15 protein-coding genes are annotated in these 15,876 nt (G+C 51.5%); 10 read left to right on the top strand and 5 right to left on the bottom strand.

Annotation, left to right across the window (positions count from 1 at the left end; all coding sequences use genetic code 11):
* Nucleotides 1-27: 27 nt before the first annotated feature.
* From AB2B48_RS06380 to AB2B48_RS06365, 4 genes are all read left to right on the top strand, one after another.
* Nucleotides 28-513, top strand: coding sequence for a TRAP transporter small permease (locus tag AB2B48_RS06380; RefSeq protein ID WP_185669051.1), 486 nt, complete (start codon nt 28-30; stop codon nt 511-513).
* Nucleotides 504-1,781 carry a TRAP transporter large permease gene (locus AB2B48_RS06375; RefSeq protein WP_368301180.1) on the top strand — a complete coding sequence of 426 codons (1,278 nt, stop codon included), beginning with the start codon at nt 504-506 and terminating at the stop codon, nt 1,779-1,781. Before AB2B48_RS06380 ends, AB2B48_RS06375 begins: the two co-directional genes overlap by 10 nt.
* 171 nt (nt 1,782-1,952) lie before the next feature.
* Nucleotides 1,953-3,410 (top strand): mannitol dehydrogenase family protein, encoded by a 1,458-nt coding sequence (locus AB2B48_RS06370; RefSeq protein ID WP_368301179.1) that lies wholly within the window; start codon nt 1,953-1,955, stop codon nt 3,408-3,410.
* 221 nt (nt 3,411-3,631) lie between these two features.
* Nucleotides 3,632-4,060: a universal stress protein gene (locus AB2B48_RS06365; RefSeq protein ID WP_368301177.1), complete on the top strand. Its 429-nt coding sequence runs from the start codon at nt 3,632-3,634 to the stop codon at nt 4,058-4,060.
* A 33-nt stretch (nt 4,061-4,093) separates the two neighbouring features.
* On the opposite strand, the gene AB2B48_RS06360 is transcribed toward AB2B48_RS06365, so the two are convergent.
* Both AB2B48_RS06360 and ydfG read right to left on the bottom strand, forming a co-directional pair.
* A complete protein-coding gene (locus AB2B48_RS06360) occupies nt 4,094-4,780 on the bottom strand; it encodes a GntR family transcriptional regulator (RefSeq protein ID WP_185669047.1) in 687 nt (228 codons plus the stop codon).
* A gap of 92 nt (nt 4,781-4,872) precedes the next feature.
* Nucleotides 4,873-5,622 carry a bifunctional NADP-dependent 3-hydroxy acid dehydrogenase/3-hydroxypropionate dehydrogenase YdfG gene (gene ydfG, locus AB2B48_RS06355; protein ID WP_220440149.1) on the bottom strand — a complete coding sequence of 250 codons (750 nt, stop codon included), beginning with the start codon at nt 5,620-5,622 and terminating at the stop codon, nt 4,873-4,875.
* Nucleotides 5,623-5,975: 353 nt separating this feature from the next.
* Between ydfG and AB2B48_RS06350 the strand changes: the two genes are divergently transcribed.
* The 3 genes from AB2B48_RS06350 (at nt 5,976) to AB2B48_RS06340 (ending at nt 10,426) form a co-directional block, all read left to right on the top strand.
* Nucleotides 5,976-7,217, top strand: a complete 1,242-nt coding sequence (locus tag AB2B48_RS06350; RefSeq protein ID WP_368301175.1) for an alpha/beta hydrolase — start codon at nt 5,976-5,978, stop codon at nt 7,215-7,217.
* Nucleotides 7,218-7,861: 644 nt separating this feature from the next.
* On the top strand, nt 7,862-9,907 hold the full coding sequence (gene dcp / locus AB2B48_RS06345; RefSeq protein ID WP_368301174.1) for a peptidyl-dipeptidase Dcp: 2,046 nt from the start codon (nt 7,862-7,864) through the stop codon (nt 9,905-9,907).
* Between the two features lie 348 nt (nt 9,908-10,255).
* Complete coding sequence (locus tag AB2B48_RS06340; protein WP_368301172.1) at nt 10,256-10,426, top strand: hypothetical protein; 171 nt, start codon at nt 10,256-10,258, stop codon at nt 10,424-10,426.
* Between the two features lie 138 nt (nt 10,427-10,564).
* Here AB2B48_RS06340 and mgtS read toward each other — a convergent pair whose 3' ends face one another.
* Together mgtS and ftrA are read right to left on the bottom strand one after the other, a co-directional pair.
* Nucleotides 10,565-10,660: a protein MgtS gene (gene mgtS, locus AB2B48_RS06335; protein WP_185669042.1), complete on the bottom strand. Its 96-nt coding sequence runs from the start codon at nt 10,658-10,660 to the stop codon at nt 10,565-10,567.
* 84 nt (nt 10,661-10,744) lie between these two features.
* Entirely contained in the window at nt 10,745-11,734 is a 990-nt protein-coding gene (ftrA, locus tag AB2B48_RS06330; protein WP_368301923.1) for a transcriptional regulator FtrA, read from the bottom strand.
* Nucleotides 11,735-11,819: 85 nt separating this feature from the next.
* Here ftrA and AB2B48_RS06325 point away from each other — a divergent pair, with 85 nt between their 5' ends.
* Together AB2B48_RS06325 and AB2B48_RS06320 are read left to right on the top strand one after the other, a co-directional pair.
* Nucleotides 11,820-12,221, top strand: coding sequence for a rhodanese-like domain-containing protein (locus tag AB2B48_RS06325; protein WP_368301170.1), 402 nt, complete (start codon nt 11,820-11,822; stop codon nt 12,219-12,221).
* Between the two features lie 151 nt (nt 12,222-12,372).
* Entirely contained in the window at nt 12,373-13,476 is a 1,104-nt protein-coding gene (locus tag AB2B48_RS06320; RefSeq protein WP_368301169.1) for a cobalamin-independent methionine synthase II family protein, read from the top strand.
* A gap of 80 nt (nt 13,477-13,556) precedes the next feature.
* Here AB2B48_RS06320 and ydeE read toward each other — a convergent pair whose 3' ends face one another.
* Nucleotides 13,557-14,747 (bottom strand): efflux MFS transporter YdeE, encoded by a 1,191-nt coding sequence (ydeE, locus tag AB2B48_RS06315; RefSeq protein WP_368301168.1) that lies wholly within the window; start codon nt 14,745-14,747, stop codon nt 13,557-13,559.
* Nucleotides 14,748-14,942: 195 nt separating this feature from the next.
* Between ydeE and eamA the strand changes: the two genes are divergently transcribed.
* Nucleotides 14,943-15,845: an O-acetylserine/cysteine exporter gene (eamA, locus tag AB2B48_RS06310; RefSeq protein WP_368301166.1), complete on the top strand. Its 903-nt coding sequence runs from the start codon at nt 14,943-14,945 to the stop codon at nt 15,843-15,845.
* Nucleotides 15,846-15,876 lie beyond the last annotated feature (31 nt).

Below are 15,876 nucleotides of genomic sequence, written 5' to 3'. Positions count from 1 at the left end.
TGCTTTTTTGTAGAGGTTTTTCTGTCGATGAAGATGCTAAGAGATTTTGAATTGGCCTGTGCAAGAATAGGCCTTGTCGCTATTGTTATTATTATTCTGATCGGAGGGTTAGGGCGCGCGATTGGCCACCCCGTTATTTGGTCATTGGAAATTGCGATGGTCATTTTTGCATGGATAAGTATGTTGGCAATAGATTATGCATTTCAGTTACGTCGGCATATTGGTATTGATGCGTTAACCAATTTATTCCCCCCTAAAATGCAGAGGGCGTGTATTTGGTTTAATGAGATTCTGATACTGAGTTTCTTACTCTGTGGGGTCTGGTATGGTTTTAATTTTACCTGGGCTACGCACAACCAAATGCTCCCGGTAACAGAATTATCCCTTGCCTGGCTGAATAGTGCCGTTCCCACGGGATGTTTATTAATGGTTTTTTCTTCTTTAACTTTTTTGTTAAATGGTTGTTGCATTGAATTTCAACAGCATGATGATCAGGAGGAAATATGCTCTTAACAGTTATTCTGTTCGTCATACTGTTAGTTATTGGTATGCCGGTGGGGATGGTCATTGCTATTTCCAGCTTAAGCTTTTTCTTCACCGCCGATTTCCTCCCGATTGGCATCGCCTTTCAGAAATTTTCTGCACCGACGCAATCTTTTCCTATTCTGGCGACGCCGCTTTTTTTGCTGGTGGGTAACCTGCTCAATAAGTCTGGAGTTACAACACGCCTGTTAGATTTTGCCCGAATAATCTCAGGGTGGATGGTGGGGGGCCTTGCGCAAATTAACGTCCTATTAGCTTGCCTGCTGGGCGGTGTTTCCGGTTCAGCGACTGCCGATGCCGCGATGCAGGCGCGAGTGCTGGGGTTACCGATGATTGCCCGGGGTTATCCAAAAGCGTTTAGCGCCGTGGTTATTGCTTTTAGCTCGCTGATTACGGCAACAATACCGCCGAGCATTTTACTGATCCTGTATGGTTTTGTTGGCAACGTCTCTATCGGAAAACTGTTCATGGCTGGGATATTTCCGGGGTTACTGTTGACGGCTATTCTGATGGGTACCAATTATCTTTTAGCCAGAAAGATGAATATCAAGCCCGAAGTGGAAAGACTCCCTAATCGGCATGAAGTATGGTGTAGTTTCAAAGAGAGTTTTTGGGCGTTAATGTTCCCGGTGGTATTGATTGTCGTGATCCGTCTTGGCATTTTTACCACCACAGAAGCTGGCGCATTTATCGTGCTTTATTCGTTTATTATCGGTCGCTATGTCTATAAAACGCTGGACAATGCCGTGCTTTGGGATGTTCTGAAGCAAACTATCAGCGATATTGGCGTTGTCATGTTGCTTATTATGTCTGCGGCTATCCTGGGACATATCACCATCCTGGATCAGATCCCTCAGCAACTCGCTGAAACTATCCTGCAGTTGACAGAGAATAGGTACGGCATCCTGTTCTTATTATTGGCGCTGATTGCCGTTGCAGGGATGTTGTTTGATGGTAGCGTGATCATTTTGCTGCTCACGCCAATTCTGTTGCCGATCGCCCTTGAAGCAGGTTTTGACCCCATTCACTTTGGTTTAATTTTTGTGGTACTGACGCTGCTGGGCGCAAACACGCCGCCGGTCGGAATCTGTATGTATACCGTCTGCGGTATCCTGAACTGCAGTTCGATTGCGTTTGTGAAGGCCTCGATTCCTTATCTGATCGCCTTCCTCCTGTTCATTTTTATGCTGGTTATCTTCCCCAGCATCACACTTTTTTTACCGACAGTCCTGATGTAAGGCGCCGTGTGACGACGTTGGACTGATCAACCTGTTCAAGCATCGATGTTGTCACACAGCTTAAAAATCATGTCATACCAATCGCCAATATATTAACGCAAATCAAAATCTCGCGTGATGGTCTCGTTAAACTAGTATGGCAATCAACATTCTCTACAGTGAGTCAAAAAGATGCAGAATAAGCTATTAACCGCTAAGGCAACTCTCCCAACCTACGATCGCAGCAAACTGGTGCCGCGCATTGTACACCTCGGTTTTGGTGCGTTTCACCGCGCCCATCAGGCTGTCTATGCCGATATTCTCGCCGCAGAACACGGCAGCGATTGGGGTTATACCGAAGTTAACCTGATCGGCGGTGAGCAGCAGATTGCCGACCTGAACAATCAGGACAATTTATACACCGTGGCAGAAATGTCCGCGGATGCATGGACTGCCCGCGTGGTGGGCGTCGTCAAAGAAGCGCTGCACGCGCAGGTTGATGGTCTGGAAACCGTTCTGGCGAAGATGTGCGAACCGCAGGTCGCTATCGTTTCCCTGACCATCACCGAAAAGGGCTACTGCCACTCTCCGGCAACCGGCCAACTGATGCTCGATCACCCATTTATCGTGGCTGACCTGCAGAACCCACATCAGCCAAAATCTGCGCCGGGCGTTATCGTCGAAGCGCTGGCTCGCCGTAAAGCCGCAGGCCTGCCGCCATTCAGCGTGATGTCCTGCGACAACATGCCGGAAAACGGTCATGTGATGCGTAATGTAGTATGTGCGTATGCACGTGCGGTTGATGCAGGTCTGGCGGATTGGATCGAATCTCACGTGACGTTCCCATCCACCATGGTTGATCGTATCGTTCCTGCAGTGACGCCAGAAACGCTGGATAAAATCGAACAACTGACCGGCGTGCGCGATCCAGCAGGCGTTGCCTGTGAACCGTTCCGTCAGTGGGTTATCGAAGATAACTTCGTCGCAGGCCGTCCGGAATGGGAAAAAGCGGGCGCTGAACTGGTAAGCGACGTCATCCCGTTTGAAGAGATGAAACTGCGCATGCTGAACGGCAGCCACTCCTTCCTGGCCTACCTGGGCTATCTGGCAGGCTATCAGCACATCAACGATTGCATGGGTGATGATAACTACCGCCGCGCTGCACACGCGTTGATGCTTAAAGAGCAGGCGCCAACCCTGAAGGTGCAAAACGTCGATCTGGCGCGCTATGCCGATCTGCTGATTGAGCGTTACACCAACCCGGCGCTGCGCCACCGTACCTGGCAGATTGCCATGGACGGTAGCCAGAAACTGCCTCAGCGTATGCTCGATTCTGTACGTTGGCATCTGGCGGATAACAGCAGCTTTACCCTGCTAGCACTGGGCGTTGCAGGCTGGATGCGCTATGTTGGCGGCGTGGATGAGCAGGGCAACGCGATTGAAGTTTGCGATCCGCTGCTGCCGGTTATCCAGGGCGTGGTACAGCAGAGCAAAGAGGGCGAAGCTCGCGTGAAAGCGCTGCTGGGCATTGAAGCTATCTTCGGTAAAGACCTGCCGCAGGAAGCGAAATTCGTTGAGCAGGTGACCGCAGCCTATCTGTCACTGCTGAGCAAAGGTGCGAAAGCGACCGTTGCCGAATTTTCCGCCTGATTTTATTGCATGACCATTAATGCCGCCGCTACGGGCGGCATTTTCTTTTATATCTGCCTTCATTACACTTCTTTAGAATAATTCAAGCCCCTTGAAATAATGGACGATTATTTGCACGCCGGAACTATCATTTTGGTGAATTAATGCTATCTGCATAGTCACAAATATGTCATGGTTATAGCGAAAGAATAATGGACACTCTGGAATAAGGAGTTCGGGCTATGTACAAAAAAATTCTGATGCCTGTAGATATTTTTGAAATGGACTTAAGTGATAAAGCGATTCGCCATGCCGTTTATCTGGCCGGTGAGGTGGGTGAAATTACGCTATTAAATGTATTACCTAACAGCAATCGCTCTATTTTACGCGGCTTCGCAGCGGATATTAAAAAGTTCGAAGATTTCATGCAGGCAGAATCGATCAAGAAAATGAAAAACCTGCAGCGCCTCTTTGATATGCCTGCCGAGCGGCTGCATACCGACGTCCGGTTTGGCAATATCCGCGATGAAGTGATCGCGCTGAGCAAAACCGGGGAGTACGATGCGATAGTTATCGGTTCGCGCCAGCGGGGTATCACTACGCACCTTCTGGGCTCAAACGCTGAATCTATTCTGCGTTACGCCAATATACCGACAATGGTTATTCGATAAAAATAAGGCCTTCAGTAATGAAGGCCTTATTTCTTACTCTTCGCTAAACCAGTCGCTGTTTTCCTGACGAATTAACAACACTGATTCACCAATCTCCTGCAGGTGCAGGGTCATCGCTTTTTCCACCGCATCGGCATCGCGTTTTTCCAGCGCAGCGAATATTTCATGGTGCTGTTTTAATAACATCTCCGGCGAGGAGACATGATCAAGACTCATATAACGCACGCGGTCGATAGCGGCTTTAATATTCTCGATGGTATCCCAGGCCAACTGGCAATCTGCAATATTTGACAGCAGCTGGTGGAATTCGTCGTCGAGCAGGAAAAAATCGTTCAGCTGCTGGCGGTCAATGGCAATACGCTGCTGGTGCAGATTTTGCTCAAGCTGATAGCTTTGCGCATCGGTTATCATGGTGGCGGCCCGACGCGCTACCGCGCATTCGATAGCCTGACGAACAAAACACCCGTTACGAACCTGAGACAGTGAGATTTTATTCACGTAGCTGCCGCGCTGCGGGCGGATCTGGATCAGACCATTTTCGGCGAGTTTGATAAACGCTTCACGCACCGGCTGGCGAGAAACGTCAAACCGCAGCGACACCTCTTTTTCCGAAAGCGGGGTACCTGGCGGAATAAGGCAGTGCACGATATCGCGACGCAGAATGCGATAAATTTGCTGGTTGACGGGCTGTGTTGGGTTCAGTTGGGTTTCGGCGGCCATTGAGTCGTTCTTATCAGCTGATTAAGCTGCTATTTTACGCTTTTTTTGCCGCCGAGCCCAGACCCGACCGGTGGTCGGGTTGAGTTTAAATGCTAACTTTGGCGATGGACGCTCAGGCCAGCATAGGTCTGGCTGACCGGCATCATCTCGACGGTGTTAATATTGACGTGTTTTGGCAACGTCGCCACCCACCATACCGCTTCGGTCACGTCTTCCGGCGTCAGCGCGTTGGCATTTTCGTAGGTTTTACCGGCTTTGTTGTCATCACCTTTAAAGCGCACGTTGGAGAACTCTGTGCCACCAACCAGACCAGGTTCGATATCGGTCACGCGAACGGCGGTGCCGTGCAGATCGGTACGCAGGTTCAGGCTGAACTGACGCACGAACGCTTTGGTTGCGCCGTAAACGTTGCCGCCCGCATAAGGCCAGCTGCCGGCGGTGGAGCCGATATTAATCACGTGCCCGCGGTTGCGCTCCACCATGCCAGGCAGTACCGCACGGGTCATATACACCAGACCTTTGTTGTTGGTGTCAATCATGTCTTCCCAATCCTCAACGCTTGCGCGGTGAGCTGGTTCCAACCCTAACGCCAAACCGGCGTTGTTGACCAGAATATCGATGTCACGCCATTCTGCGGGCAGATTAGCGATAGTCTCTTCAATTGCTGCGCGATTACGCACGTCCAACTGGACGGTCAGAATGCTGTCGCCTAACTCATCTTTCAGCGCTTTTAAGCGCTCATTGCGACGGCCAGTGGCAATGACTTTGTGCCCGTTAGCAATAAAACGGCGCGTAATGCTTTCGCCAAAACCTGCTGTCGCTCCGGTAACCAGTACGATCATCTCTCTGTTCCTTCAATGCGTTAGTGTTACCTTACGATAGCAGAACATCCGGTTATCAATCATCTGTTATGTAATGGGATTTTATGCTTTCAGCAAAAACGTATGCAAAACCCCACCCCATCTGCGCTGCATTGCTTGCCATCACGTGCAGACGTAGTAAAGGAGATAATTACGAGCGCTACGCCCAGCAATCCCCCATGACAAAAGCCATGCAGTAAGCTGGATGCGTATTGATAATATAGAGGGATAGTTCAAAAACCTTGCGGTAGTTAAATAAATCGATTTGCCTATTAATTTACTTTGTTTTTTAAATTATTATATTATTTACTGGTAAATAACAATTGGTTCATATTATGAATGAGCAAAGAATAACTATTGATGGCCTTGATATATTCTACATGAGAAAGCCAGCTAAATATGATACCAGACATCTGCTAATCGTTTTTTCTGGTTTTAGTGGCAATGGCCTCCCATTTTATAATTATGTCAACTCGTTGGCCAATTGCCCGGCGGATGTGCTTTGGATCAAAGATAATTTTTATGGTGGCGAATCCTATTATTTGTGCGCAAATGGTAAACTAGATATCGAATCTCGTATCTACAAGTTTATATTAATGGTAATGAATGAGTTAAATCTAACTCATGAGAATTGTACGGTGCTTGGTGGTTCTAAAGGGGGGAGTGCTGCGCTTTATTATGGGATGAAATATAACTTCGGTAATATAATATCTACAGTACCACAATTGCATATTGGATCTTACGTGGAAATAGACTGGGGGTACGCATTTAAACATATGGCAGGGGCATTGAGTGGAGAGGGTTTACGTACGCTACAGGATTCTCTTGACCACATCATTGTAGATGAGATTCAACGTTCTTATAAAAATAAAAACATATATTTAATAACATCACTTGCAGATCCTCAGTATAAAACTCAAATAGAAAACAATATTCATTTATTCAGAGGATTCAATAACTTTAATTTGATTTTCTGCAATTCGGCATTGGTGACACGACATAATCAGGTTAATAGACATATAGTAGCTATAACAATGTCTATTGTGAATTTGTCAGTGATGGGTATACCTCCCGTATTTAACAGTAATGAGATAAAATACCGTGAAATAAACACCGAAGGTCTGCGATATCTACAACCTTATGCATCACTGATAAAAATTTCTATTGAGAATGGTCGATGCTTCCCTGAGGGCGTGGGGTTTGTGCATGGAATTCCATGCCCTAATTATGATGACATTTATATGCATCTTGTTCTACGGAGTGATGGCATCTCAAAAGAGATTGAGTTAGCGAAGGGGCGAACCCCTAAAACAAGAGTCGATAGCGAGTCAGGCAGACCTACTTCATATGACAAGGGGTGGTTCTGCACGAAAAAGTATGAAGGAATACCACTTGATGACATTCCTGATGGTGAATGGGATCTTTTCATAAAAATCAATGCAAGAGGCATATTGCGAGAAATACCCTTGAGGTCAGTTGAACATTTTGATGTATCAGGGAATGGAGATATAAAAACTTTATGGTTTCGCTCTGGCCCGTCAGAAGCAAAAATGTCTGTTTCATCGTCTAAAAAGTAAAAAATGGACAAAAATGAAAATCAATAATTCAAAGACTATGCCACCGTTAATTAGATAGCGGCCTCAAGATTGACGATCGTTTGGTCATGAATGACGATCTAAACCTGATACCCAAAAAAAGGTGCCGAATCCGGCACCTAATAATGCACAAACATAGTCGGAACGATGAGGTCTCGTCGCTCTTCATACACACTATGTGCGCCGTTCTTTTCGGTAGCAACCCACAACGGTGTCCTGTTCTGAAATGCTTAATGGTTCGCTGCAGCCTGATTAAGTGTGTTAGAGAAGGACAGGCGGAAAAAAATATATTCTATACTATCAGTAACGGCGTTCGCTGGAGGCTCAACATGTACACTCCAATGGTTGCAGTCATGTTCGTCTTACTGGTAGCTCAGGCACTTATTGAGATTGGTTTTTTGAAACCATAAGCTATTTTCCGCAATAAACGGCTGATAGCGATACGGTTGCATCAATCTCATGCGTACTTGCCAATATGCTTCTTGTCTCTGGGAGCAGCAGGTGTCTGCGTCATTTTTATCGGCCTAACGCCTCCCATCAAAGAAAAATCACTCCTGCCGGGTAAAACCATTGCGGTCTCTCAAGAGCTTGCTACTCTGGAACCCTGTTATTTTCAGGAACCCAGGATGTCGGCCATGAATCCATTTTTTGCCAGCAGTACGTTACCTTACCAGGCACCGCCGTTTGATGCGATTAACGATAGCCACTATCGCCCGGCCTTTGACGAAGCGCTAAAGCGCAAGCGTCAGGAGATTGCCGACATTGCCAATAATCCGGCTCCGGCAACCTTTGATAACACCGTCGTGGCGCTGGAAAAAAGCGGGGAGATGCTTTCTCGGGTCAACGCCGTTTTCTTTGCCATGGCGGCCTCCCACAGCAACGACACTATCCAGCAACTGGACGAAGCGTTCTCCGCTGAGTTGGCCGGGCTTGCCAACGATATTTATCTCAACGATGCGCTGTTTAGCCGTATCGAACACGTGTGGCAACAGCGTGATGGCCTCGGTCTGGAAGCAGAGGATCGCCGCCTGGTTGAGGTCATCTATCAGCGTTTCATTCAGGCCGGTGCAAGGCTGGGCGACGCGGAAAAGGCGGAGCTGAAAACCCTCAATACCGAAGCAGCAACCCTGAGCAGCCAATTCCACCAGTGTCTGCTGGGGGCGGCGAAAAGCGGCGGGCTGGTGGTAGAGAGTGTGGAAGAGCTGGCTGGGTTTAGCGAAGATGAAATCGCCGTTGCCGCCGCCGCGGCGAACGATCGCGGTCTGGCGGGGCGCTGGCTTATTCCGCTGGTGAACACCACCCAGCAACCGGCGCTGGCTCAACTTCGTCAGCGTCAAACTCGTGAAAAGCTGTTTAAAGCCGCCTGGGCCCGCAACCAGATGGGCGATGCTAACGACACGCGGGAGAAACTGCTAAAGCTGGTGGCGATCCGCGCGCGTCAGGCAACGCTGCTGGGCTATAGCGACTACGCCAGCTGGAGTATGGCCGATCAAATGGCGAAAACGCCGAAAGCGGCCTTCGATTTTATGCGCGAGATTACTCCGGCGGCGCGGGCGCGGGCAGAAAGCGAGTTGGCGGATATTCAGACGCTTATCGATAGCGGATTGGCCTCATTTAAAGCCGAAGCCTGGGACTGGTTGTTCTATTCAGAACAGGTTCGCCGTGAAAAATATGCCATCGATGAAGCACAGATTAAGCCCTGGTTTGCCCTGGAACGCGTGCTGGTTGACGGCGTTTTCTGGTCCGCCAGCCAACTGTTTGGGATAACGTTTGTTGAACGTTTCGATCTGCCGGTTTATCACCCTGACGTGCGCGTCTGGGAGATTTTTGATGCTGACGGAGAAGGGATGGCGCTGTTTTACGGCGACTTCTTCGCCCGCGACAGCAAAAGCGGCGGGGCGTGGATGGACAACTTTGTGCCGCAATCTACCCTCAGCGGTACGCGTCCGGTTATCTATAACGTCTGCAATTACCAGAAGCCGACCGCAGGTAAAAGTGCGCTTATCTCCTGGGATGATGTGATTACCCTGTTCCACGAATTTGGCCACGCGTTGCACGGGCTGTTTGCTAGCCAGCGCTATGTCACGCTATCGGGGACCAATACGCCGCGCGATTTTGTTGAATTCCCGTCGCAAATCAATGAGCACTGGGCCAGCCATCCTGACGTCTTTGCCCACTATGCGCGTCACCATGAAACCGGTGAACCGATGCCGGAAGCGCTGCGGGAAAGTCTGTTCCGCGCCGCCAACTTCAACAAAGGCTACGACATGACGGAGTTGCTAAGCGCTGCGCTGCTGGACATGAACTGGCACAGCCTGAGCGCGGAGTCGTTGCCGCAGGACGTGGAACAGTTTGAAACGGCGACGCTGGCGCGGGAAAAACTGGATCTCTGCGCCGTGCCGCCGCGCTATCGCAGCAGCTATTTCTCGCATATTTTCGGCGGGGGCTATGCGGCCGGGTACTACGCCTATCTATGGACGCAAATGCTGGCAGATGATGGTTATCAATGGTTTGTTGAACAGGGCGGTTTGAATAGGGAAAACGGTCAGCGTTTCCGCGAGGCTATTTTGTCGCGCGGTAACAGCAGCGATTTAGAACAACTTTATCGCGCCTGGCGAGGACACGATCCGCTTATTACCCCAATGCTGAAAAACCGTGGGCTAAGTGAATAACCCGCTTAGTTAACGCATTTCTGGCGTGGTCTATTCACGCCAGAAACCACAAAAAATATAAAAAAAACCCGCACACAGGGCTGGCGGGTTAAGTACATCAATAAATAGAGCATTCTTGCTATCATTCCTGGAGGGAAGACAACGTTGCTAGTTTTACGTAATTGTAACAATTTAACAACCTGACATATTCGGTAGGGGATAAATCGCTGAAATACGCAGCAATGCGTCAGGTTCCCTCTTTACAAATGCGTTCACTTATTGAAGAAACTCGCCATTCGGGCTGCTATTATCACCGTGTAAATCGTTGAGTTAATGGATTTAATTTCGACAATCTGCCCGGAGGCAACCATGAAAGTATCCCAGCGTAAAGCGCGTCGCGAGTCCATCTGGTCTAATCGTCCTGAGCATCAGGACCTGCAGGAATCCCGTTCAGGCAGATTGTGGGCAGGTCGTCAGGCCAGCTGTCGGAGTAAAAAGGCGTGGAAAAATTATGCTTTGAATAATGCACTCGCCGTTTAGCTTTAGTTGAATATTGCGGTGGTAGGGTAGTGGTTAGCAACGATGGTCCAATCAGGAAGAGCGGACGATTGTAGAAACAAAAAATCTATCCATGCAAGCATTTATGCCGCCAGTTAACCTGGCGGTTTTTTTTATCCGTTAATCATTCCATCTTCCGCTAAAATAGGCAGTCAGGAAACCGGAAAACAGAATGAGCCCCACGGCAACCAGAAACACTTGCATATTATCCAGCATGATGACCTCCTCTTTAACGATTCTCGCAATGAGCACCTAATTAGCCTACTGATTTAAACTTAGACTAACGCCGTAATTTGTGAATTAATTATTTGTTGCAGTAAATTTTTTTCTGTACGCCAGCGGACTTATTGCCAGATGTTGCTGAAAGCGTAAACGCAGATTTTTCGCATTGCCAAAACCGCTCAACTCCGCCACTTTTTCGACGCTGTCCCGGCTGCTGGTCAGGCGATGTTGCGCCTGCTGCAAACGTTCATCGAGCAGCCAGCGCGCAGGGGTTTTTCCGGTGGCATCCTGAAAGCGGCGTAAAAAGGTCCGCTCGCTCATTCCCACCCGCTGCGCCAGTGAACTGACGCTATGGCTTTCCGCCAGATGTTGATAAAGAAAATCAAACAGCATGCCGAGACGCTGGCTTTCCCGTGCCCGGGCGACAGGTTGCGCAACCTGTTGTTTCTGCGCGCCGTCGCGGTGGGGTTGGATGACCAGACGTCGAGCGACCCGGTTTGCCGCCTCGAGGCCGAAATCCGTTCGCACCACGTGCAGGCAAAGGTCGATCCCGGCCGCGCTGCCGGCTGAGGTGAATACGTGCTCCTGCGCGATATACAGCACATCTTCCACAACCTCGATCGCCGGGTAACGCTGCTGGAGCGTATCTACATAGCGCCAGTGGGTCGTGGCGCGCTTACCGTCGAGCAGGCCCGCGGCGGCGAGCACGAAAACGCCGGAGCAGATGGAAATCACCCGGCAGTCGCGCTGATGCGCTTGTCTGAGCGCCTGACACAGCGCTGGCGGAACGTCGGCGTCGATGCCGCGCCAGCCTGGCACCACGATAGTATCGGCGAACTCCAGCAAGCTTAAATCCCCGTCCGCCATGACCCGTACGCCGCCGGTGGCCCGTAGCTCACCTTCGTCGACGGCGGCGACCGCAAAGCGATACCAGTCTTCGCCCATTTCGGGCCGGGGGAGGCCGAAAATTTCCACCGCGACGCCAAATTCAAAAGTGCAGAGACCGTCATAGGCTAACGCCACCACCAGCGGGGCGCACTTTGTCATATTCTGGCTGTTTTCTGTCATTTCTGCGGGCGGTTGTTGCATGGGGTGCCTGTTTATACTCATCCGGTCGTTACCATAGTGGTAACACAGAACCGGAGAATTAACGATGAGTTACGTGACTGACATTCCCACTGCAAGCGCCGCTGATGCAGTAGCCCATTTTCGCCAGCGCCTGAGCGTTGAAACCGACTGCGCGGATGTCCATGCCTCGCAGCAGCAGCAGCACGACGTTGATTTTGTACTGCTTCACGTAGTGGGAAGCGCCGAAACCTTCGCCCGTCGTCATATTCCCGGTGCGCTTCATCTGCGGCATGCTGATATCTGTGCCGAAAGAATGAAGGACTGGCCCGCGGAGACGTTGTTTGTGGTCTATTGTGCGGGGCCTCACTGTAACGGTGCCGATCAGGCGGCGCTCAAGCTGGCGTTACTGGGCCGCCCGGTCAAAATAATGATTGGTGGGATGACCGGCTGGCAGGATGAGGGATTCGCCTTTCAGTCGGGATCATGAAAATCTTTCAACAGTGATGAATTATTCTCGTTTGCCTAGGGCGCTGTCCAGTGACACTATCCAGACATATAGCCATCCAGAAGTCTAAATGGTTCAAATAATAAATTATCACTCAGGGCAACGAGTTTGCCTGATGGAGTAAGGAGATCGCATGACACACCAACACGCCCCTTATCGTGCCGACATCGTTGGCAGTTTTTTACGCCCGCTGGCGATTAAAGAAGCCCGCCAGCAGCTCGTTAACGGTGAAATCAGCGCGCAGCAACTGCGCGCCGTAGAGGATGCCGAGATTCGGCGTGTGGTGCAGCATCAGTGCGACTGCGGCCTGCACGTGGTGACCGATGGTGAGTTCCGTCGTGCCTGGTGGCATTTCGACTTCTTCGACGGCCTGCAGGGCGTTGAGCGCTACGATTCCGAAAACGGTATTCAGTTTAACGGCGTGCAAACCCGCGCCCACGGTATTCGCGTCACCGGCAAGCTCGGCTTTGGCGATCACCCAATGCTGGAAGATTTCCGCTTCCTGAAAAGCATCAGCGGCGAGGCGACGCCGAAGATGACGATTCCAAGCCCAAGCGTGCTGCATTTCCGTGGCGGACGTAAAGATATCGATGCGACGGTTTACCCGGATCTGACCGACTATTTTAACGACCTGGCCGATACCTGGCGTGATGCTATTCGCGCGTTTTATGACGCCGGCTGCCGCTATCTGCAGCTCGACGATACCGTCTGGGCCTATCTGTGCTCTGACGACCAGCGCCGCCAGGTTCGTGAACGCGGTGACGATCCGGATAAGCTGGCGGCTATCTATGCCGATGTGTTGAATCGCGCGCTGGAAGGTAAGCCGGATGACCTGATTGTCGGGCTGCACGTGTGTCGCGGTAACTTCCGCTCCACCTGGATTTCAGAAGGCGGCTATGAGCCGGTGGCAGAGATCCTGTTTGGCCGCGTAAACGTGGATGCCTTCTTCCTCGAGTACGACAACGATCGTTCCGGTGACTTCGCGCCGCTGCGCTTTATCCGTCCAGGGCAGCAGAAAGCGGTGCTCGGGCTGATTACCACCAAAAACGGCGAGCTGGAAAACCCGCAGGGGGTGAAGGCGCGAGTAGAAGAAGCGTCGAAGTATGTCGCGTTGGATCAGATTTGCCTCAGCCCGCAGTGTGGTTTTGCCTCTACGGAAGAGGGGAACAGCCTGAGCGAGCAGCAGCAGTGGGATAAAGTGCGTCTGGTGACGGGGATTGCGGCGGATATCTGGTAATTCCCCCGGGGTCGGCGTTCCGCCTCGCCCGGGCTACCTATCCTGTAGCCCGGCCAAGCGTAGCGCCGCCGGGGAATCCGTCACGCCACACTCACCGTCGCACCCCAGGTACTGGCCTTAATGCCGCGAATAATCAGCCACCACGCCAGCACGATAACTACCATCATGATCGGGAACAGCGCATAAGGCGCGAAATGGGTCAGGATTTGCCCGGTTAACAGCGGGTTCAGCGCCGCGCCGAGCCAGCCCAGCGCCTGAGCGGAGAAGTAGCTGGCTTTCATGCCCGGTGGGGCAATGTTATCAATCAGCATGTATTCACCCGGGGCGTAGATAACCTCGCCCAGCGTAAAGACCGCTGCCGCCAGCCCCCAGAACAGCAAATTATTGCCTGCCATCATAAATCCCGCCAGACCCAGCACATAACAGAAGGTACCAAAGGTCATCAGCGGCTTCAGATTGGTCGCCGTTAACCGACGGCCAATGGCGTACTGTAAGGTCACCACCACCGCGGCATTCACCGGCAGGATCACCGCCACCACCTTTTCGGCAAAGGTGCTATCGCCAATCGTCAGCACGTACTGTGACATACAGGAGGCGAATGAGCCGCCAACGAATGAAGCCAGCAGCCCAGAAAGGGTAAACCACAGCAGCGCCCGGTCGTGTAGCAGCACGGACGGCGACCAGGCCACGGGGGTTTCCGCCATGTCGGCGGCGCTAACGCGCGCCACGTAGCGCTGGATAAACAGCAGCGGGAACGCAGCGCAAATCGCTGCCAGCCAGAACGGCAGGTTAATGCTGTGCATCACCAGCAGCGTGCCAATCGGCGGGCCAATGGTCCAGCCAATGTTCAGGAAGGTGTAGTTTAGCGAAAAAATACGCGCTTTGGTCGTGGCCGTTAGCGTGTCGGAGAAATAGGCCTTCAGCACGGTCGAGAAGACCGAATAGGAACAGTTGATCAGCGAGAAAAAGAACACCACCAGCGGCACGCTGTGGACCAGTGGAATAGCGACAAAACCGGCGATAAAAAACGTTACGGCGATCAGCATATAGCGTTTCTTATCGAACTTGTCCGCCAGAATGCCAAAGCCGAGGCTGAAGATAACGCCGGCCACCAGCGCGATGGACAGCGCATAGCCGATGGTGTCTACCGTCAACGCGTACTTACGCGTGAGGTAAATGGTCATAAACGGAAGGGTGGCGCCGCGCCCGATGGTTAACAGTAACGACGATGCCAGCAGCGCAATCGTGGATCGTCTGGTCGTTGGTTTCATTTTCCTGCCCGAGAGATGTCGTTGTGCGTTTTTTTGTTATCGCTTTCACAAATATCACGCCATAAGCGGCTTGTATACCTGAGCGCGTGTCGGGAAGTGCGATTTCAGCCCGCCAGAAATAATGATCTATTCCTGGGCTGAATTTTTCGTTACTTTGAATGTGTTTACATAAATTTAATAAACGGTGGGGCGTGTATGACGCGTAAAGATGGGCTGCTGGCGCTGCTGGTGGTCGTAGTATGGGGACTGAATTTTGTGGTGATTAAGGTGGGGCTGCACGGCATGCCGCCGCTGCTGCTGGCGGGATTACGCTTCCTGTTCGTCGCCTTCCCGGCGCTGTTCTTTGTCCCACGACCTCGCGTACCACTGCCGCTGCTACTGGGCTATGCGCTGACCATCAGCTTCGGTCAGTTTGCCTTCCTGTTCTGCGCGATTAACTTTGGTATGCCAGCCGGGCTGGCGTCGCTGGTGCTGCAGGCGCAGGCCTTCTTTACCATTATTCTTGGCGCGTTTGTCTTTGGCGAGCGCCTGCAGCGCAAGCAGCTGGTAGGGATTTCGCTGGCGGTATTCGGTGTGCTGGTGCTGATTGAAACCAGTATGACCGGGCAACATGTGCAACTGCTGGGCTTTATGCTGACGCTGGGTGCGGCGCTGTGCTGGGCATGCGGCAATATCTTCAACAAAAAGATCATGCTGCATCCATCGAAAACCGGCGTGATGTCGCTGGTGGTCTGGAGCGCGCTGATTCCGATTGTGCCGTTTATGCTGAGTTCGTGGATTTTCGAAGGCCCGCAACTGATGGCGCAGAGCCTGATTCATATTGATCTCACTACCGTGCTGTCACTGGCCTATCTCTCCTTTATTGCCAGTATTGTGGGTTACGGGATTTGGGGTTCGCTGCTTGGACGTTATGAAACCTGGCGCGTGGCGCCGCTGTCGCTTCTGGTGCCGGTGGTGGGGCTCGCCAGCGCGTCGCTGCTGCTCGGTGAGACGCTGTCGGTGATGCAACTGGCAGGGGCGTTGCTGATTATGGCCGGGTTGCTGATCAACGTCTTTGGCCTGCGTATTCCGGGGTTGCGTCGGGCGGTGAGGGGATAACGGGATAAAAAAAGCCCCGCCGAAGCGGGGC

Source organism: Kluyvera sichuanensis, assembly GCF_040930405.1.
GTDB lineage: Bacteria > Pseudomonadota > Gammaproteobacteria > Enterobacterales > Enterobacteriaceae > Kluyvera > Kluyvera sichuanensis.
The sequence above is the reverse complement of the archived record's forward strand: the minus strand, read 5'-3'. Positions and strand labels throughout refer to the sequence as shown.

Excerpts from the sequence above, each read along its gene's own strand:
- AB2B48_RS06380 (WP_185669051.1), top strand. The coding sequence starts at position 28 with ATGAAGATGCTAAGAGATTTTGAATTGGCCTGTGCAAGAATAGGCCTT.
- AB2B48_RS06375 (WP_368301180.1), top strand. The coding sequence starts at position 504 with ATGCTCTTAACAGTTATTCTGTTCGTCATACTGTTAGTTATTGGTATG.
- AB2B48_RS06370 (WP_368301179.1), top strand. The coding sequence starts at position 1,953 with ATGCAGAATAAGCTATTAACCGCTAAGGCAACTCTCCCAACCTACGAT.
- AB2B48_RS06365 (WP_368301177.1), top strand. The coding sequence starts at position 3,632 with ATGTACAAAAAAATTCTGATGCCTGTAGATATTTTTGAAATGGACTTA.
- AB2B48_RS06360 (WP_185669047.1), bottom strand. The coding sequence starts at position 4,780 with ATGGCCGCCGAAACCCAACTGAACCCAACACAGCCCGTCAACCAGCAA.
- ydfG (WP_220440149.1), bottom strand. The coding sequence starts at position 5,622 with ATGATCGTACTGGTTACCGGAGCGACAGCAGGTTTTGGCGAAAGCATT.
- AB2B48_RS06350 (WP_368301175.1), top strand. The coding sequence starts at position 5,976 with ATGAATGAGCAAAGAATAACTATTGATGGCCTTGATATATTCTACATG.
- dcp (WP_368301174.1), top strand. The coding sequence starts at position 7,862 with ATGTCGGCCATGAATCCATTTTTTGCCAGCAGTACGTTACCTTACCAG.
- AB2B48_RS06340 (WP_368301172.1), top strand. The coding sequence starts at position 10,256 with ATGAAAGTATCCCAGCGTAAAGCGCGTCGCGAGTCCATCTGGTCTAAT.
- mgtS (WP_185669042.1), bottom strand. The coding sequence starts at position 10,660 with ATGCTGGATAATATGCAAGTGTTTCTGGTTGCCGTGGGGCTCATTCTG.
- ftrA (WP_368301923.1), bottom strand. The coding sequence starts at position 11,734 with ATGACAGAAAACAGCCAGAATATGACAAAGTGCGCCCCGCTGGTGGTG.
- AB2B48_RS06325 (WP_368301170.1), top strand. The coding sequence starts at position 11,820 with ATGAGTTACGTGACTGACATTCCCACTGCAAGCGCCGCTGATGCAGTA.
- AB2B48_RS06320 (WP_368301169.1), top strand. The coding sequence starts at position 12,373 with ATGACACACCAACACGCCCCTTATCGTGCCGACATCGTTGGCAGTTTT.
- ydeE (WP_368301168.1), bottom strand. The coding sequence starts at position 14,747 with ATGAAACCAACGACCAGACGATCCACGATTGCGCTGCTGGCATCGTCG.
- eamA (WP_368301166.1), top strand. The coding sequence starts at position 14,943 with ATGACGCGTAAAGATGGGCTGCTGGCGCTGCTGGTGGTCGTAGTATGG.